The organism is Streptomyces sp. NPDC041968 (assembly GCF_055589025.1).
This window is the reverse complement of record NZ_JBVJCB010000005.1, coordinates 77,547-92,913: the sequence shown is the minus strand read 5'-3', so window position 1 is coordinate 92,913 and position 15,367 is coordinate 77,547. Positions and strand designations below refer to the sequence as shown.

General features: G+C 73.6%; 14 protein-coding genes and 1 riboswitch. Of the genes, 10 read left to right on the top strand and 4 right to left on the bottom strand.

Going from position 1 to position 15,367, the window contains the following annotated elements:
- Positions 1 to 5 precede the first annotated feature (5 nt).
- From ACZ6EG_RS14045 to ACZ6EG_RS14030, 4 genes are read left to right on the top strand one after another with little or no spacing between them, the layout of a single operon-like run.
- Complete coding sequence (locus ACZ6EG_RS14045) at positions 6 to 1,538, top strand: GMC family oxidoreductase (RefSeq protein WP_469604457.1); 1,533 nt, start codon at positions 6 to 8, stop codon at positions 1,536 to 1,538.
- The gene (locus ACZ6EG_RS14040) at positions 1,535 to 2,662 is read left to right on the top strand and encodes a quaternary amine ABC transporter ATP-binding protein (RefSeq protein ID WP_391969871.1); all 1,128 of its coding nucleotides are present in this window, start codon (positions 1,535 to 1,537) and stop codon (positions 2,660 to 2,662) included. Before ACZ6EG_RS14045 ends, ACZ6EG_RS14040 begins: the two co-directional genes overlap by 4 nt.
- On the top strand, positions 2,662 to 4,605 hold the full coding sequence (locus tag ACZ6EG_RS14035; RefSeq protein ID WP_469604454.1) for an ABC transporter permease: 1,944 nt from the start codon (positions 2,662 to 2,664) through the stop codon (positions 4,603 to 4,605). The genes ACZ6EG_RS14040 and ACZ6EG_RS14035 overlap by 1 nt, the downstream gene beginning before the upstream one ends.
- A gap of 1 nt (position 4,606) precedes the next feature.
- Positions 4,607 to 5,557, top strand: a complete 951-nt coding sequence (locus ACZ6EG_RS14030) for an ABC transporter substrate-binding protein (RefSeq protein WP_469604451.1) — start codon at positions 4,607 to 4,609, stop codon at positions 5,555 to 5,557.
- A 60-nt stretch (positions 5,558 to 5,617) separates the two neighbouring features.
- On the opposite strand, the gene ACZ6EG_RS14025 is transcribed toward ACZ6EG_RS14030, so the two are convergent.
- Positions 5,618 to 6,091, bottom strand: coding sequence for a carboxymuconolactone decarboxylase family protein (locus tag ACZ6EG_RS14025; RefSeq protein ID WP_469604448.1), 474 nt, complete (start codon positions 6,089 to 6,091; stop codon positions 5,618 to 5,620).
- The gene (locus ACZ6EG_RS14020) at positions 6,088 to 6,621 is read right to left on the bottom strand and encodes a carboxymuconolactone decarboxylase family protein (protein ID WP_391969867.1); all 534 of its coding nucleotides are present in this window, start codon (positions 6,619 to 6,621) and stop codon (positions 6,088 to 6,090) included. The genes ACZ6EG_RS14025 and ACZ6EG_RS14020 overlap by 4 nt, the downstream gene beginning before the upstream one ends.
- Before the next feature lie 47 nt (positions 6,622 to 6,668).
- Here ACZ6EG_RS14020 and pdxR point away from each other — a divergent pair, with 47 nt between their 5' ends.
- The 4 genes from pdxR to ACZ6EG_RS14000 all read left to right on the top strand — a co-directional run bounded on the left by pdxR (position 6,669) and on the right by ACZ6EG_RS14000 (position 11,605).
- Complete coding sequence (gene pdxR / locus ACZ6EG_RS14015) at positions 6,669 to 8,072, top strand: MocR-like pyridoxine biosynthesis transcription factor PdxR (protein ID WP_469604445.1); 1,404 nt, start codon at positions 6,669 to 6,671, stop codon at positions 8,070 to 8,072.
- A 144-nt stretch (positions 8,073 to 8,216) separates the two neighbouring features.
- A riboswitch (ZMP/ZTP riboswitch) is annotated at positions 8,217 to 8,302 on the top strand.
- A gap of 35 nt (positions 8,303 to 8,337) precedes the next feature.
- The gene (locus ACZ6EG_RS14010; RefSeq protein ID WP_469604443.1) at positions 8,338 to 9,783 is read left to right on the top strand and encodes a glycine hydroxymethyltransferase; all 1,446 of its coding nucleotides are present in this window, start codon (positions 8,338 to 8,340) and stop codon (positions 9,781 to 9,783) included.
- A 52-nt stretch (positions 9,784 to 9,835) separates the two neighbouring features.
- Positions 9,836 to 10,849 carry a tryptophan--tRNA ligase gene (gene trpS / locus ACZ6EG_RS14005; RefSeq protein WP_391969864.1) on the top strand — a complete coding sequence of 338 codons (1,014 nt, stop codon included), beginning with the start codon at positions 9,836 to 9,838 and terminating at the stop codon, positions 10,847 to 10,849.
- 177 nt (positions 10,850 to 11,026) lie between these two features.
- On the top strand, positions 11,027 to 11,605 hold the full coding sequence (locus tag ACZ6EG_RS14000; protein WP_391969863.1) for a 2'-5' RNA ligase family protein: 579 nt from the start codon (positions 11,027 to 11,029) through the stop codon (positions 11,603 to 11,605).
- Between the two features lie 6 nt (positions 11,606 to 11,611).
- On the opposite strand, the gene ACZ6EG_RS13995 is transcribed toward ACZ6EG_RS14000, so the two are convergent.
- Together ACZ6EG_RS13995 and ACZ6EG_RS13990 are read right to left on the bottom strand one after the other, a co-directional pair.
- Entirely contained in the window at positions 11,612 to 12,367 is a 756-nt protein-coding gene (locus ACZ6EG_RS13995; RefSeq protein ID WP_391969862.1) for a decaprenylphospho-beta-D-erythro-pentofuranosid-2-ulose 2-reductase, read from the bottom strand.
- A 16-nt stretch (positions 12,368 to 12,383) separates the two neighbouring features.
- The gene (locus tag ACZ6EG_RS13990) at positions 12,384 to 13,775 is read right to left on the bottom strand and encodes an FAD-binding oxidoreductase (RefSeq protein ID WP_391969861.1); all 1,392 of its coding nucleotides are present in this window, start codon (positions 13,773 to 13,775) and stop codon (positions 12,384 to 12,386) included.
- A gap of 133 nt (positions 13,776 to 13,908) precedes the next feature.
- On the opposite strand from ACZ6EG_RS13990, the gene ACZ6EG_RS13985 reads away from it, so the two are divergent.
- Positions 13,909 to 14,418, top strand: coding sequence for a phosphatase PAP2 family protein (locus ACZ6EG_RS13985; protein WP_384695159.1), 510 nt, complete (start codon positions 13,909 to 13,911; stop codon positions 14,416 to 14,418).
- The gene (locus ACZ6EG_RS13980) at positions 14,411 to 15,361 is read left to right on the top strand and encodes a decaprenyl-phosphate phosphoribosyltransferase (protein ID WP_391969859.1); all 951 of its coding nucleotides are present in this window, start codon (positions 14,411 to 14,413) and stop codon (positions 15,359 to 15,361) included. The genes ACZ6EG_RS13985 and ACZ6EG_RS13980 overlap by 8 nt, the downstream gene beginning before the upstream one ends.
- Positions 15,362 to 15,367: the final 6 nt, after the last annotated feature.

Here is a 15,367-nt window from a genome sequence, read left to right as displayed (position 1 = left end):
CCTCCATGCCAGAGACCACCCATGTCTACGACTACGTCGTCATCGGCGGCGGCACGGCGGGCTCGGTGATCGCCTCCCGCCTCACCGAGAACCCGGACGTCACCGTCGCCGTCATCGAGGGCGGCCCCAGCGACGTCGGCCGCGACGACGTGCTGACCCTGCGCCGCTGGATGGGCCTGCTCGGCGGCGAGCTGGACTACGACTACCCGACCACCGAGCAGCCACGCGGCAACTCGCACATCCGGCACAGCCGCGCCCGGGTCCTCGGCGGCTGCTCCTCGCACAACACCCTCATCGCCTTCAAGCCGCTGCCGTCCGACTGGGACGAGTGGGAGGCCGCCGGTGCCGAGGGCTGGGGCGCGGTGCCGATGGAGGCGTACTACGCGCGGCTGAAGAACAACATCGTCCCGGTCGACGAGAAGGACCGCAACGCCATCGCCCGCGACTTCGTCGACGCCGCGCGGAAGGCGCTGGAGGTCCCGAGGATCGAGGGCTTCAACAAGAAGCCGTTCACCGAGGGCGTCGGCTTCTTCGACCTCGCCTACCACCCCGAGGACAACAAGCGGTCCTCGGCCTCGGTGGCGTACCTGCACCCGGTGATGGACGAACGCCCCAACCTCACCCTCATGCTGGAGACCTGGGCGTACCGGCTGGAGCTGGACGGCACCCGCGCCGAAGGCGTGCACGTGCGCACCAAGGACGGCGAGGAGATCCTCGTCCGGGCCCGCAACGAGGTCGTGCTGTGCGCCGGCGCGGTCGACTCGCCGCGCCTGCTGCTGCACTCCGGCATCGGGCCCCGCGAGGACCTCGAAGCCCTCGGCATACCCGTGGCGCTCGACCTGCCCGGCGTCGGCGAGAACCTGCTCGACCACCCCGAGTCGGTGATCGTGTGGGAGACCCACGGCCCCATCCCGGACAACTCCGCGATGGACTCCGACGCCGGCCTGTTCGTGCGCCGCGACCCCGAACACGCGGGCCCCGACCTGATGTTCCACTTCTACCAGATCCCGTTCACGGACAACCCGGAGCGCCTCGGCTACGAACGCCCGGCGCACGGCGTCTCCATGACGCCGAACATCCCCAAGCCGAAGAGCCGCGGCCGCCTCTACCTCACCAGCGCCGACCCCCAGGTCAAGCCGGCCCTGGACTTCCGCTACTTCACCGACGAGGACGACCACGACGGCCGCACCCTCGTCGACGGCATCCGCATCGCCCGCGAGGTCGCCGCGTCCGAACCGCTGGCCGGCTGGCTCAAGCGCGAGGTCTGCCCCGGCCCGGACGTCACGGGCGACGAGGAGCTGAGCGAGTACGCCCGCAAGGTCGCCCACACCGTCTACCACCCGGCGGGCACCTGCCGGATGGGCGCCGCCACCGACGAGCAGGCCGTCGTCGACCCCGAGCTGCGCGTGCGCGGACTGAGCGGCCTGCGCGTCGCCGACGCCTCCGTGTTCCCGACCATGCCCGCCGTGAACCCGATGATCGGCGTGCTCATGGTCGGGGAGCGCGCCGTCGAGCTGATCGGTGGTGACCACCGATGACCACGACCGTCAACGACACCGCCGCCGAGCGTCCCCCGGTCTTCGCCGTCGAGGGCCTGTGGAAGGTCTTCGGCCCCAAGGCCGCCCGCGTCCCCGCCGACCCGGAACTGGCCGCCCTGAGCCCGGCCGAGCTGCGGTCCCGCACCGGCTGCACGGCCGCCGTGGCGGACGTCTCCTTCGACGTGCGCAAGGGCGAGGTCTTCGTCGTCATGGGCCTGTCCGGCTCCGGCAAGTCCACGCTGGTGCGCTGTCTGACCCGGCTGATCGAGCCGACCGCGGGCTCCATCGCCATCGACGGCGAGGACGTCCGCGCCATGGACCGGTCCCGGCTGCGCGCCCTGCGCCGCCACCGCGCCGCGATGGTCTTCCAGCACTTCGGCCTGCTCCCGCACCGCACGGTCCTCGACAACGTGGCCTACGGCCTGGAGGTCCAGGGCGTGGGGCGCGCCGAACGCCGCGAGCGCGCCGCCGCCGTCGTCGCCAAGGTCGGCCTGGAGGGCCTGGAGCACCGCCGCCCCGGCCAGCTCTCCGGCGGTCAGCGGCAGCGCGTCGGCCTGGCCCGCGCCCTCGCCGTCGACCCCGAGGTGCTGCTCTTCGACGAGCCGTTCAGCGCGCTCGACCCGCTGATCCGGCGGGACATGCAGGAGGAGGTCGTCCGGCTGCACCGCGAGGAGGGCCGCACGATGGTCTTCATCACCCACGACCTCCAGGAAGCGCTCAAGCTGGGCGACCGCATCGCCCTGATGCGCGACGGCCGCGTGGTGCAGCTCGGCACCCCCGAGGAGATCGTCGGCTCACCCGCCGACGACTACGTCCGGGCGTTCGTCCGCGACGTCCCGCGCGAGCAGGTGCTCACCGTCCGGACGGCCATGCGCCCCGCCGCCTCCGCCGACGAGGCCGGGAACGGTCCGGCGCTCCGGCCCGACGCCACCGTGTCGGAGGCCATCGAGGCCGTCGCCCGGGCCGGCACCCCGGCCCGCGTCATGGACGCCGGACGCTGCCTCGGCGTGGTCGACGCGGACGCGCTGCTCGGCGTCGTGGCGGGCACGGAACGCCCCGGGGAGGCTGATGCCCCGGGCCCGGACCCCGTCGGGGAGGCGGACCAGCGCAAGGAGGCGGTCTGATGGCAACGGCCACCGCCCCCGCCGCCCGCCCCGCGCTCCCCGGCGTCCTCGGCCGCCCGGCCGTCCGCAAGCTGCTGGTCCTCGCGCTCGCCGCCGCCGTCCTGGTCCCCCTCGCCGTCGCCCGGTGGGGCGGAGCCACCTGGCCGGACGCCCTCACCGTCGACGTCTCCGGACCGCTCGGCGAGGCCAGCGACTGGATCATCGACCACCGCGACAGCCACCCGCTGTTCCTCCACTTCCTCGGCCACGTCAGCAACGTCGTCGTCATCGCCGTACGCGCCGTGTACCTCGCCCTCCTCGCCGTCGGCTGGGCCGGGGTCACCGCGATCGGCGCCCTGGTCGCCTGGCGCGTCGCCGGCGTGCGCCTCGCGTTGGGCACCGCCGCCGCGTTCCTGGCCTGCGGTCTGCTCGGCATGTGGGTGCCGACCATGCAGACCCTGGCCCTGATGGTCGTCGCCGTCCTCGCGTCGGTCGCCGTGGGCGCCCTGCTGGGCCTCGCCGCCGGCCTGTCCGACCGGATGGACCGCCTGCTGCGCCCGGTGCTCGACACCATGCAGGTGCTGCCCGCCTTCGCCTACCTCCTCCCCGTCGTCCTGGTCTTCGGCATCGGCGTGCCCGCCGCGGTCCTCGCCACCGTCGTCTACGCCGCACCGCCCATGGCACGGCTCACCTCGCTCGGCCTGCGCGCCGCCGACCAGGAGGTCCTGGAGGCCGTCGAGTCCCTCGGCACCACCGCCCGCCAGCGGCTGCTGACCGCCCGCATCCCGCTGGCCCGCAAGGACCTCCTCCTCGGCGTCAACCAGACGATCATGATGGCGCTCTCCATGGCGGTCATCGCCTCCGTCATCGGCGCCGGCGGCCTCGGCGACCGCGTCTACCAGGCGCTGGCCTCGGTCGACGTCGGCGCCGCCCTCGCGGCGGGCATCCCGATCGTGCTGCTCGCCGTCGTCCTGGACCGCGTGACCGGCGCGGCGGGGGAGCGGCTCGGCGGGTCCGGCACGTCCCCGCTGACCTGGCTGTACGTCCTCGTCGCCGCCACGGCCGTCGCGGTCGCCGGACGGGTCGCCGGGTTCCTGGACTGGCCCGAGGCCTGGGAGGTGGACATCGCCGAGCCCGTCAACCGGGCCGTCGACTGGATGACCGCCCACCTGTACTCCGGGGTACCCGTCGTCGGCGGCACCGCCGACTGGGCCGCGCACTTCACCAGCTGGGTCCTCAACCCGCTCCGGGACGGCCTCCAGTGGCTGCCCTGGTGGTCCGTCCTGCTGGTCGTCGCCGCCCTCGCCTGGCTGATCGGCACCTGGCGCACGGCGCTCACCGCCGTCCTCGCCATGGCCGCGATCGGCGTGCTCGGCGTGTGGAAGCCGTCCCTGGACACGCTCTCCCAGGTCCTGGCGGCCGTCGCCGTGACACTGGTCGTCGGTTTCGCCGCGGGCATCGCCGCCGCCCGCAGCGACCGCTTCGAACGCCTGCTGCGACCCGTACTGGACGTCTTCCAGACCATGCCGCAGTTCGTCTACCTGATCCCGGTCGTCGCCCTCTTCGGCGTCGGGCGCGCCCCCGCCGTGGCCGCCGCGGTCGTCTACGCCCTCCCGGCCGTCGTCCGCATCACCGCCCAGGGGCTGCGCCAGGTCGACCCGGCCGCGATGGAGTCGGCCCGCTCGCTCGGCGCCACCAGCGGACAGCAACTGCGGCAGGTGCAGCTCCCGCTGGCCCGCCGGTCGCTGCTGCTCGCCGTCAACCAGGGCGTCGTCCTGGTCCTCGCCGTCGTCATCATCGGCGGCCTGGTCGGCGGCGGGGCGCTCGGCTACCAGGTCGTCTTCGGCCTGGCCCAGGGCGACCTGGCGACCGGCCTGGTGGCCGGCGCGGCGATCGTCTGCCTCGGCCTGATGCTCGACCGGGTCACCCAGCCGTCCGAACGACGTACGAAGAAGGGGGCCTGAGATGTCCCGCAAGCGGATCACGGCTGCCGCCACCGTGCTGGTGCTGGCCACCGGCTGCGGCGCCGCCGACATGACCCGGCAGGCGTCCCCGTTCGCGAACGCGCAGGGCGCGAGGACGGTCACCCTGTCCGTGCAGTCCTGGGTCGGCGCCCAGGCCAACGTGGCCGTCGCCCAGTACCTGCTGGAGCACGAACTCGGCTACCGCGTCGACACCGTCCAGGTCGACGAGGTCCCCGCCTGGGACGCGCTCAGCCAGGGCCGCGTCGACGCCATCCTGGAGGACTGGGGCCACCCCGAGCAGGAACAGCGCTACGTCCGGGACAAGCGGACCATCGCCCCCGGCGGCGACCTCGGCGTCACCGGGCACATCGGCTGGTTCGTCCCGACGTACTTCGCGCAGAAGCACCCGGACGTCACCGACTGGAAGAACCTCGACAAGTACGCCGACCTCATGCGCACCGCGGAGAGCGGCGGCAAGGGCCAGCTGCTGGACGGCTCCCCGTCCTACGTCACCAACGACAAGGCCCTGGTGGACAACCTGGACCTGGACTACCAGGTCGTCTTCGCCGGCTCCGAGGCCGCCCAGATCACCCAGATCCAGCAGTTCGCCAAGGAGAAGAAGCCCTTCCTGACCTACTGGTACACCCCCCAGTGGCTGTTCGAGAAGGTGCCGATGACGGAGGTGAAGCTGCCCCCGTACAAGGAGGGCTGCGACGCCGACCCCGAGAAGGTCGACTGCGCCTACCCGGTGACCCCGCTGCAGAAGTACCTCAACGCCGACTTCGCGAAGGACGGCGGCAGCGCGGCGGAGTTCCTGAAGAGGTTCAGGTGGACCACCGAGGACCAGAACCAGGTCTCCCTGATGATCGCCGAACAGAAGATGCGGCCCGACGAGGCGGCGAGGAAGTGGGTGGACAGCCACGACTCCGTCTGGAAGCGCTGGCTTCCCTGACGGCACCCGAGCGACCCGGCCCCGGGCCCGCCCCCCGCGGCGGACCGGGGCCGGGGTCGCTCACCAGTCGTCGCTGCCGGGCGGGATGCGCCGGCCGACCATCAGCCGGTTCCAGCTGTTGATCGCGGCGATCAGCCCCAGCAGGTGGGCTAGCGCGGCGGCGTCGAAGTGCCGGGAGGCCTCCTCGTACACCTCGTCCGGCACGAAGCCTCCCCCGGACTTCGTCCGGGAGGTGCCCCCAGTCAGCACGGTCACCGCCTCGGTGAGCGCCAGCGCGGCCCGCTCCCGGGCGTCGAAGACCTCCTCGGCCTCCTCCCAGGCGTCCAGCAGACCGAGCTGCCGTTCACCCACCCCCTGCTTCCGGGCGATGCCGAGGTGCAGGTCCAGACAGAACGCGCAGCGGTTGAGCTGCGAGGCGCGGATCTGCACCAGCTCGGCGAGGGCCGGGTCGCCCAGGCCCCGCTTGGCGGCGGCACCCAGTTCCCGCAGTGCGGAGCGGACGCCGTCGGCCAGGAAGGTGGTGCGGGCCGTCACGCGTACTGGCCCGGCGTGTAGTGCCCCGGCGTCAGCCGGCACGTCACACCGAAGCGGTTCCAGGCGTTGATCACCGTGATCGCGGCGATCAGGTGGGCCATCTCCGTCTCGTCGAAGAACTTCGCGGCCCGCTCGTACACGTCGTCCGGCACGAACCCGTCCGTGAGCACGGTGACCGCCTCGGTCAGCTCGATCGCGGCGAGCTCCCGCTCCGTGTAGAAGTGCCGCGACTCCTCCCATGCGGCGAGCTGCACGATCCGCTCCACGCTCTCACCGGCCGCCAGCGCGTCCTTGGAGTGCATGTCGAGGCAGAACGCGCAGTGGTTGAGCTGGGAGGCGCGGATCTTCACCAGTTCCTTCACCTTGGGGTCCAGCCCCTGGCCCGCGGCCTTCTCCAGCCGCAGCATCGCCTTCCAGACCTCGGGGGCGTGCTTGGCCCACTCCAGCCGGGGGGCCTGCTCGGGAGCGAAGGAGTCGGGAGCGGCGGCCGTACCCGCCGTGTGCGTCGTCTGCGTCGTGTTCGTCGTCATGCCTTCGAGACTAGAAGCGGGGCAGCCCAGGAGTATGGTCCATTCCCATGGGGAAACCGTGGGCCACTTTCGGCGTCGACCTGCACCTCGACCGCTCCGGGCCCGGGCTGCGCCGCGGTCTCACCGACGCCCTGCGCGAGGCCGTCCGCGGCGGCAGGCTGGCTCCCGGCACCCGGCTGCCCTCCTCCCGCTCCCTCGCCGGCGACCTGGGCGTGGCACGCAACACCGTGGCCGAGGTCTACGCCGACCTGGTCGCCGAGGGCTGGCTCACCGCCCGCCAGGGATCCGGCACCCGGGTCGCCGAACGGACACCGGCCGCGCCCCGCCACCGCCCCGCCCCCACCCGCCCCGCCCCGCACCGCCGGGACCCCGCCCCGCCCGCCTACGACCTCGTCCCCGGCACCCCCGAACTCGCGTCGTTCCCCCGCACCCGGTGGCTGCGGGCGGCCCGCCGCGCCCTGACCGCCGCACCCGACCGGGCCCTCGGCTACGGCGACCCCCGCGGCCGCGTCGAGCTGCGCACCGCGCTCGCCGGCTACCTCTCCCGCGCCCGGGGCGTGCGCGCCGACCCCGACCGGATCGTCGTCTGCTCCGGCTTCCTCGGCGGACTGGGTGTCCTCGCCGACCTGCTGCACCGCCGGGGAGCGCGCTCCCTCGCGGTCGAGTCCTACGGCCTGCCCCACCACCGCCGGCTGCTCGGGCGCGCGGGCTTCGCCGTGCCGCCGCTGCCCTTCGACGACCGCGGCACCCGCCTCCCGGACGAGCGGATCACCGCCCGGGCCGTGCTGCTGACGCCCTCCCACCAGTTCCCGCTGGGCATGCCGCTGCTCCCGGAGCGCCGCACGGCACTGATCGACTGGGCCCGCGCCACCGGCGGCCTGGTCCTGGAGGACGACTACGACGGCGAGCTGCGCTACGACCGCCAGCCCGTCGGCGCCCTCCAGGGACTGGACCCCGACCGCGTCGTCTACCTGGGCACCGCCAGCAAGTCCCTCGCCCCCGCACTGCGCCTGGGCTGGCTGGTGCTGCCCGCGTCGCTCGTCGAGGAGACCATGGACGCCATGGCCGGCCGTACCCCGGGCGTCCTCGACCAGCTGACCCTCGCGGAGTTCCTCGGCTCCGGGGACTACGACCGGCACGTGCGGGCCGCCCGGCTGCGCTACCGTCGCCGCCGCGACGCCCTGGTCGCCGCCCTCGCCGAGCGCGCCCCCGAGGTGCGGGTCACCGGCATCGCCGCGGGACTGCACGCCGTCCTGCGGCTGCCGCCGGGCACCGAGCAGCAGGTCGTCCGGGCCGCCGCCTGGCACGGGCTGGCGGTGCACGGCATGTCCACCTTCCGGCACCCCGAGGCGGCCGTCCCCCCGTTGGACGCCCTCGTGGTCGGCTACGGCACCCCGCCCGACCACGCCTGGGCGGGGGCGCTGGACGCGCTGTGCCGGGCGCTGCCGTAGGGGTCCCCCGGCCGGTGACCGCCGGGTCACCGGCCCGGTCGACGCCGTCGAGGCGCCGTCCACGGCGATCCGCCGCACCCGTGCCCGGCGAGCGGCCCGGTGCGGCTCCGCACGGCACCCCGGCGGACGCCTTCCGGTAGCCTTGCCCCGGGCCGTGACTGGCGCGCTGGGATGGACCAACCATCGGGGAGCGGCCCGAGCAACGAGTGCCGTGCGCCTGGGCCGTCCGTACCGTGAACGCTGCACACAACGTCCGGAGGCCCCCATGTCCGCAGAGCGCACCCCCGAGTCCACCGCCTACCGAGCCGCCCTCGACGTCATCCGCGCCGTCGAGCCGCGCGTGGCCGACGCGATCGGCCAGGAGGTCGCCGACCAGCGCGAGATGCTCAAGCTGATCGCCTCGGAGAACTACGCCTCCCCGGCCACCCTGCTGACCATGGGCAACTGGCTCAGCGACAAGTACGCCGAGGGCACCGTCGGCCGCCGCTTCTACGCCGGCTGCCGCAACGTCGACACCGTCGAGTCGCTGGCCGCCGAGCACGCCCGCGAGCTCTTCGGCGCCCGGCACGCCTACGTCCAGCCGCACTCCGGCATCGACGCCAACCTCGTCGCCTTCTGGGCCGTCCTCGGTGCCCGCGTCGAGGTGCCCTTCCTGGAGAAGACCGGCGCCCGCCAGGTCAACGACCTGACCGACGCCGACTGGGCCGAGCTGCGCCGCGCCTTCGGCAACCAGCGCATGCTCGGCATGTCCCTCGACGCCGGCGGCCACCTCACCCACGGCTTCCGCCCCAACATCTCCGGCAAGATGTTCGACCAGCGCTCCTACGGCACCGACCCGGCGACCGGCCTCATCGACTACGAGGCTCTGCGCGCCTCGGCCCGCGAGTTCAAGCCGCTGATCATCGTCGCCGGGTACTCCGCCTACCCCCGGCTGGTGAACTTCCGGATCATGCGCGAGATCGCCGACGAGGTCGGCGCGACCCTCATGGTCGACATGGCGCACTTCGCCGGTCTCGTCGCGGGCAAGGTCCTCACCGGCGACTTCGACCCGGTCCCGCACGCCCAGATCGTGACGACGACCACCCACAAGTCGCTGCGCGGCCCGCGCGGCGGCATGGTCCTGTGCGACGACTCCCTCAAGGACCAGGTCGACCGCGGCTGCCCGATGGTCCTCGGCGGCCCGCTCCCGCACGTCATGGCCGCCAAGGCCGTCGCCCTCGCCGAGGCCCGCCGGCCCGCGTTCCAGGACTACGCCCAGCGCATCGTCGACAACGCCCGCGCCCTCGCCGAGGGCCTGATGAAGCGCGGCGCCACCCTGGTCACCGGCGGCACCGACAACCACCTGAACCTGATCGACGTGGCGTCCTCCTACGGCCTCACCGGACGCCAGGCCGAGGCCGCCCTCCTCGACTCCGGCATCGTCACCAACCGCAACGCGATCCCGGCCGACCCGAACGGCGCCTGGTACACCTCCGGCATCCGGATCGGCACCCCGGCACTGACCACGCGGGGCCTCGGCACGGCGGAGATGGAGGAGGTCGCGGGCCTGATCGACCGCGTCCTGACCGCCGCCGAGGCCGGCACCACCAAGTCCGGCGCCCCCTCCAAGGCCTCCCACGTCCTCGACGCGAAGACCGCCGACGAGATCTCCCGCCGGGCGACCGACCTGGTGGCGGGCTTCCCGCTGTACCCGGAGATCGACCTCGGCTGACGGCCGCGACCAGGGGAACGAGCCACGGGTGGAACCTGAGAGAATGGTGCGCATGGCGACTGACCGACCCCGCGTGCTCTCCGGAATCCAGCCCACCGCAGGCTCGTTCCACCTCGGCAACTACCTCGGCGCCGTCCGCCAGTGGGTGGCGCTGCAGGAGACCCACGACGCGTTCTACATGGTCGTCGACCTGCACGCGATCACGGTGCCGCAGGACCCGAAGGAGCTGCGCGCCAACACCCGGCTCGCCGTCGCCCAGTTGCTGGCCGCCGGTCTGGACCCGGACCGCTGCACGCTCTTCGTCCAGAGCCACGTCCCCGAGCACGCCCAGCTCGCCTGGGTCATGAACTGCCTCACCGGCTTCGGCGAGGCGAGCCGCATGACCCAGTTCAAGGACAAGTCCGCCAAGCAGGGCGCCGAGCGCGCCTCCGTCGGCCTGTTCACGTACCCCGTCCTCCAGGTCGCGGACATCCTGCTCTACCAGGCCAACGAGGTCCCGGTCGGCGAGGACCAGCGCCAGCACATCGAGCTGACCCGCGACCTGGCCGAGCGCTTCAACGGCCGCTTCGGCGAGGCCTTCACCGTCCCCTCCCCGTACATCCTCAAGGAGACGGCGAAGATCTACGACCTCCAGGACCCGTCGATCAAGATGAGCAAGTCGGCGTCGACGCCGAAGGGCCTGATCAACCTCCTGGACGAGCCCAAGGCCACCGCGAAGAAGGTCAAAAGCGCGGTCACCGACACGGACACCGTGATCCGCTTCGACCCGGCGGAGAAGCCGGGCGTCAGCAACCTGCTCTCCATCTACTCGGTGCTCACCGGCGCGGGCGTCGCCGAGCTGGAGGAGAAGTACGTCGGCAAGGGCTACGGCGCGCTCAAGACGGACCTCGCCGAGGTCATGGTCGAGTTCGTGACCCCCTTCCGGGAGCGCACCCAGCAGTACCTCGACGACCCGGAGACGCTGGACTCGATCCTGGCCAAGGGCGCGGAGAAGGCGCGCGCCGTCGCCGCGGAGACCCTCGCCCGGACCTACGACATGGTGGGCTTCCTGCCCGCCAAGCACTGAGCACGGCCCCGCACCCCAGTACGGGTCCCAGTACACCCGTGCGCCCCGGTACGCCGTCACAGCGCTGCACATCACTCCGGTTGCGCCTGCCCAGGGCACGGCCGTGGCCGTACAGTCGATAGCCGGGTGTCCGACACCGCGACACACCACCAGTGACACGGAACGACAGGAGACGACGTGGGGACCGTAACGATCGGCGTGTCGATCGCGGTCCCGGAGCCTCACGGCAGCCAGCTCCAGCAGCTGCGCGCGGGCTTCGGCGACGCCGCTGCTCACGGTATCCCCACGCACGTCACCCTGCTGCCGCCGACCGAGGTCGACGGCGCCGCGCTGCCCGCGATCGAGGCCCATCTCGCGGAGGTCGCGGCGCGCGGCCGGCCCTTCCCGATGCGGCTGTCCGGCACCGGGACCTTCCGCCCGCTGTCGCCGGTGGTCTACGTCCAGGTGGTCGAGGGCGCCGCGGCCTGCTCCTGGCTGCAGAAGCGCGTCCGGGACGCCTCCGGGCCGGTCCCCCGCGAACTCCAGTTCCCGTACCACCCGCACGTCACCGTGGCGCACGGCATCGAGGAGGCGGCGATGGACCGCGCCTACGAGGAGCTGTCCGACTACGAGGCCCAGTGGCCCTGCACCGGCTTCGCGCTCTACGAGCAGGGCGCCGACGGGGTGTGGCGCAAGCTGCGGGAGTTCCCCTTCGGCAGCGCCACGGTGCCCCCGCAGACGGGACGCGTGGAGAGCGGTTCCCTGCCCGCCCGGTAGCCCCGCTCAGACCGGCAGCCGCCGGAACACCGCCCGCGGCAGGTGCCGCAGCGCCGACATCACCACCCGCAGCGCGCCGGGCACCCACACCGTCTCCGAGCGCCGCCGCAGCCCCAGCTCGATCGCCGTGGCGACCGCCTCGGGCGTCGTGGCCAGCGGCGCCTCCTCCAGCCCCGCGGTCATCCGCGACCGTACGAACCCGGGGCGCACGACCATGACGTGCACGCCGGTGCCGTGCAGCGCGTCGCCGAGGCCCTGGGCGAAGGCGTCCAGGCCGGCCTTGCTGGAGCCGTAGATGAAGTTGGCGCGGCGGGCCCGCTCACCGGCCACGGAGGAGAGCACCACCAGGGAGCCGTGGCCCTGGGCCTGGAGGGCACGGGCGCTGACCAGCCCGGCCGAGACCGCCCCGGTGTAGTTGGTCTGCGCCACCCGCACGGCGTTCAGCGGCTCGCGCTCGTCGTGGGCCTGGTCGCCCAGGATGCCGAAGGCGAGCAGCACCAGGTCGACGTCGCCCTCGGCGAAGACCTTGCCGAGCGCCGCCTCGTGGGACTCGGGATCGAGTGCGTCGAAGGCGACGGTGCGCACCTCGGCGCCGAGGTCGCGCAGCTGCTCGGCCGCCCCGTCCAGGGCGGGGGAGGGGCGGCCGGCCAGCCAGACCGTGCGGGTGCGGCGGGCGACGAGACGACGCGCGGTGGCGAGCGCGATCTCGGACGTACCGCCGAGGACGAGAAGGGACTGGGGGATGCCGAAGGCGTCCTTCACTGCAGCTCCTGATTGCCTAGAGGTGGAGACGGCGGGCCAGGTCGGACACGAACACCCCGCGCGGGTCCAGCTCGGCCCGCAGGGCGCGGAACTCCTCCAGCCGCGGGTACATCGCGTCGAGCAGCTCGGGCCGCAGCCGGGAGTCCTTGGCGAGGTAGACCCGGCCGCCGGCCTGGGCGACCTCCTCGTCGAGTTCGTCGAGGAAGGCACCGAGTCCCGGCAGCCCCGCCGGGACGTCCAGGGCGAGGGTCCAGCCGGGCACGGGGAAGGACAGCCACCCCGGATCGGCGTCCCCGAACCGCTTGAGGACGGCCAGGAAGGACGGGCAGCGGTGCTCCGAGATGCGCCGCACGATCCGGCGCAGGGCGTCCTCCCGCCCGTGGCCGACGACGAACTGGTACTGCACGAAACCGCCGCGGCCGTAGACCCGGTTCCAGTGCGGGACGCCGTCCAGGGGGTGGAAGAACGTGGAGATCCGCTGGAGCTGGCCGGTGCGCCGGCGGGGGGCCCGGCGGTACCACAGCTCGTTGAACAGGCCCACCGTCGTCCGGCTCAGCAGGCCGTCGGGGACGAGGTCGGGAGCGGCCGGCAGGCGGGAGGTGCGGAAGGCCAGCGGTGCCCGCCGGGCCCGCCCGCCCTCGGGCAGCGCGTCCAGCGGGGCGTGGTCGCCGCGGGTGAGCACCGCCCGGCCGGTCGCCGCGCCGCGGGCGAGGAGGTCGATCCAGGCGACGGAGTAGCGGTAGCGGTGGTCGGTGGCCGTGAGGCGGGCCATCAGGTCGTCGAGGTCGGTGGCGCGCTCGGTGTCGACCGACATCAGGGAGGTTCCGACCGGCTGGAGCCGCACGGTGGCGGTGAGGATCACGCCGGTCAGGCCCATCCCGCCGGCGGTGGCGTCGAACAGGGGGGTGCCCTGCTTCACGGTGCGGACCCGGCCGTCGGCGGTGAGCAGCTCGAACGCCGGCACGTGCCGGGCGAAGGACCCCGACACGTGGTGGTTCTTGCCGTGGATGTCCGCGCCGATCGCCCCGCCGACGGTCACGTAGCGGGTGCCGGGCGTCACCGGCACGAACCAGCCGAGCGGCAGCAGGACCTCCATCAGCCGGTGCAGGGAGACGCCCGCGTCGCACAGCACGGTGCCGCCGGCGACGTCGATGGCGTGGATGCGGTCCAGGCCCGTCATGTCCAGCACGGCGCCGCCCGCGTTCTGCGCGGCGTCCCCGTACGCCCGTCCCAGGCCCCGCGCGATGCCGCCGCGGGCGCCGCAGTCCCGCACGGCGTCGGCGGCCTCCTGGTAGGTCCGGGGGCGGATCAGCCGGGCGGCGGTGGGCGCGGTGCGGCCCCAGCCGGTGACGGGTCCCCAGGCGACGGCGGGGCCCTCTGCGGCGGCGGGAACGGTGTCGGCAGACATGCCGGTGACCGTATCGCCCCCATGCGAACGATTAGTTCCAAAACATCCCGCTCATACCCGAAACGGGTGATTAATGGTATGTCGCTCCATCATGCCGGACTTCCCACGGCGTCGGCGTGAACAGTGAGGACACATGGACGACCTCGACGACATGGACCACCGGATCGTGACGGCGCTCAGAGCCTGCGGCACGGACCCGCGCGTGGCCGGTGCCGCGCGTGCCCTGTCCTGGGCCGGGGAGCACGGAGCGCTGTGGCTCGCGGCGGGCCTCGCCGGAGCCGCCGTGGACGGCGCGCGACGCGGCGCCTGGCTGCGCGGAACAGCGCTCACCGCGGGCGCGCACCTCGTCAGCATGGGAGTCAAGCGGGTCGTGCGCCGCCCGCGCCCCACCCACGTCGTGCCCCTGGTGCGCACCGCCGGCCGGCACTCCTTCCCCAGCTCCCACGCCGCCTCGGCCGCGGCGGCCGCCGTCGCCTTCGGCGCGCTGGGCATCGGCGCCGTCCGGCCCGTCGCCGCCGCCGTCTGCGTCTCCCGGCTGGTCGTCGGCGTCCACTACCCCTCCGACGTGGCGGCGGGCGCGGCCCTGGGCGCGCTCACCGCCCGCCTCGGCGCCGACTGGATGCGCGGAGGCACCCGTGACTGAGACGGCGGTCCTGCGGCAACGCGCCCCCGAACAGCGGCCGGACCCCGCCCCGCCCGGCCGCAAAGGGCTGCTGCCCGGCCTGCTCAGGACCGCGCGCCCCCGCCAGTGGATCAAGAACGTCCTGGTCGTCGCCGCCCCCGCCGCCGCCGGCGAGCTGTTCTCCCGGCACACACTGGTCCAGCTCGCCCTGGTCTTCGTCCTCTTCACCGCCTGCGCCGCCGCCGTCTACCTCGTCAACGACGCCCGGGACGCCGAGGCCGACCGCGCCCACCCCGTCAAGCGGCACCGCCCGGTCGCCGCCGGGCAGGTCCCGGTACCGGTCGCCTACGCGGTCGGGGGCGCCCTCGGCGTCCTCGCGCCCGTCGCCGCGGCCTGGTTGTGCCCGCCGGCCGTCGCCGCCCTGCTGACCGCCTACCTCGCGATGCAGCTGGCGTACTGCGTCACCCTCAAGCACGTCCTCGTCGTCGACCTCGCCGTCGTCACCACCGGCTTCCTGATGCGGGCCATGATCGGCGGCCTGGCGCTGGGCATCCCCCTGTCGCGCTGGTTCCTCATCACCACCGGCTTCGGCGCGCTCTTCATGGTCTCGGCCAAGCGCTACTCCGAAGCCGTCCAGATGGCCGGGAAGGCGGGCGCCACGCGGGCGCTGCTCACCGAGTACACCACCGGCTACCTCCGCTTCGTCTGGCAGCTCGCGGCCGGCGTCGCCGTCCTCGGCTACTGCCTGTGGGCCATGGAGGAGGGCGGCGTCCCGCACACCAGCGTCCTGCCCTGGCGCCAGCTGTCCATGGTCGCCTTCATCCTCGCCGTCCTGCGCTACGCCGTCTTCGCCGACCGCGGCACCGCCGGCGAGCCCGAGGACGTCGTCCTGCGCGACCGCGCGCTCGCGCTGATCGGGGTGGCGTGGATGGCGATGTACGGCCTGGCGGTGGCCAATTGGTAACCGCCC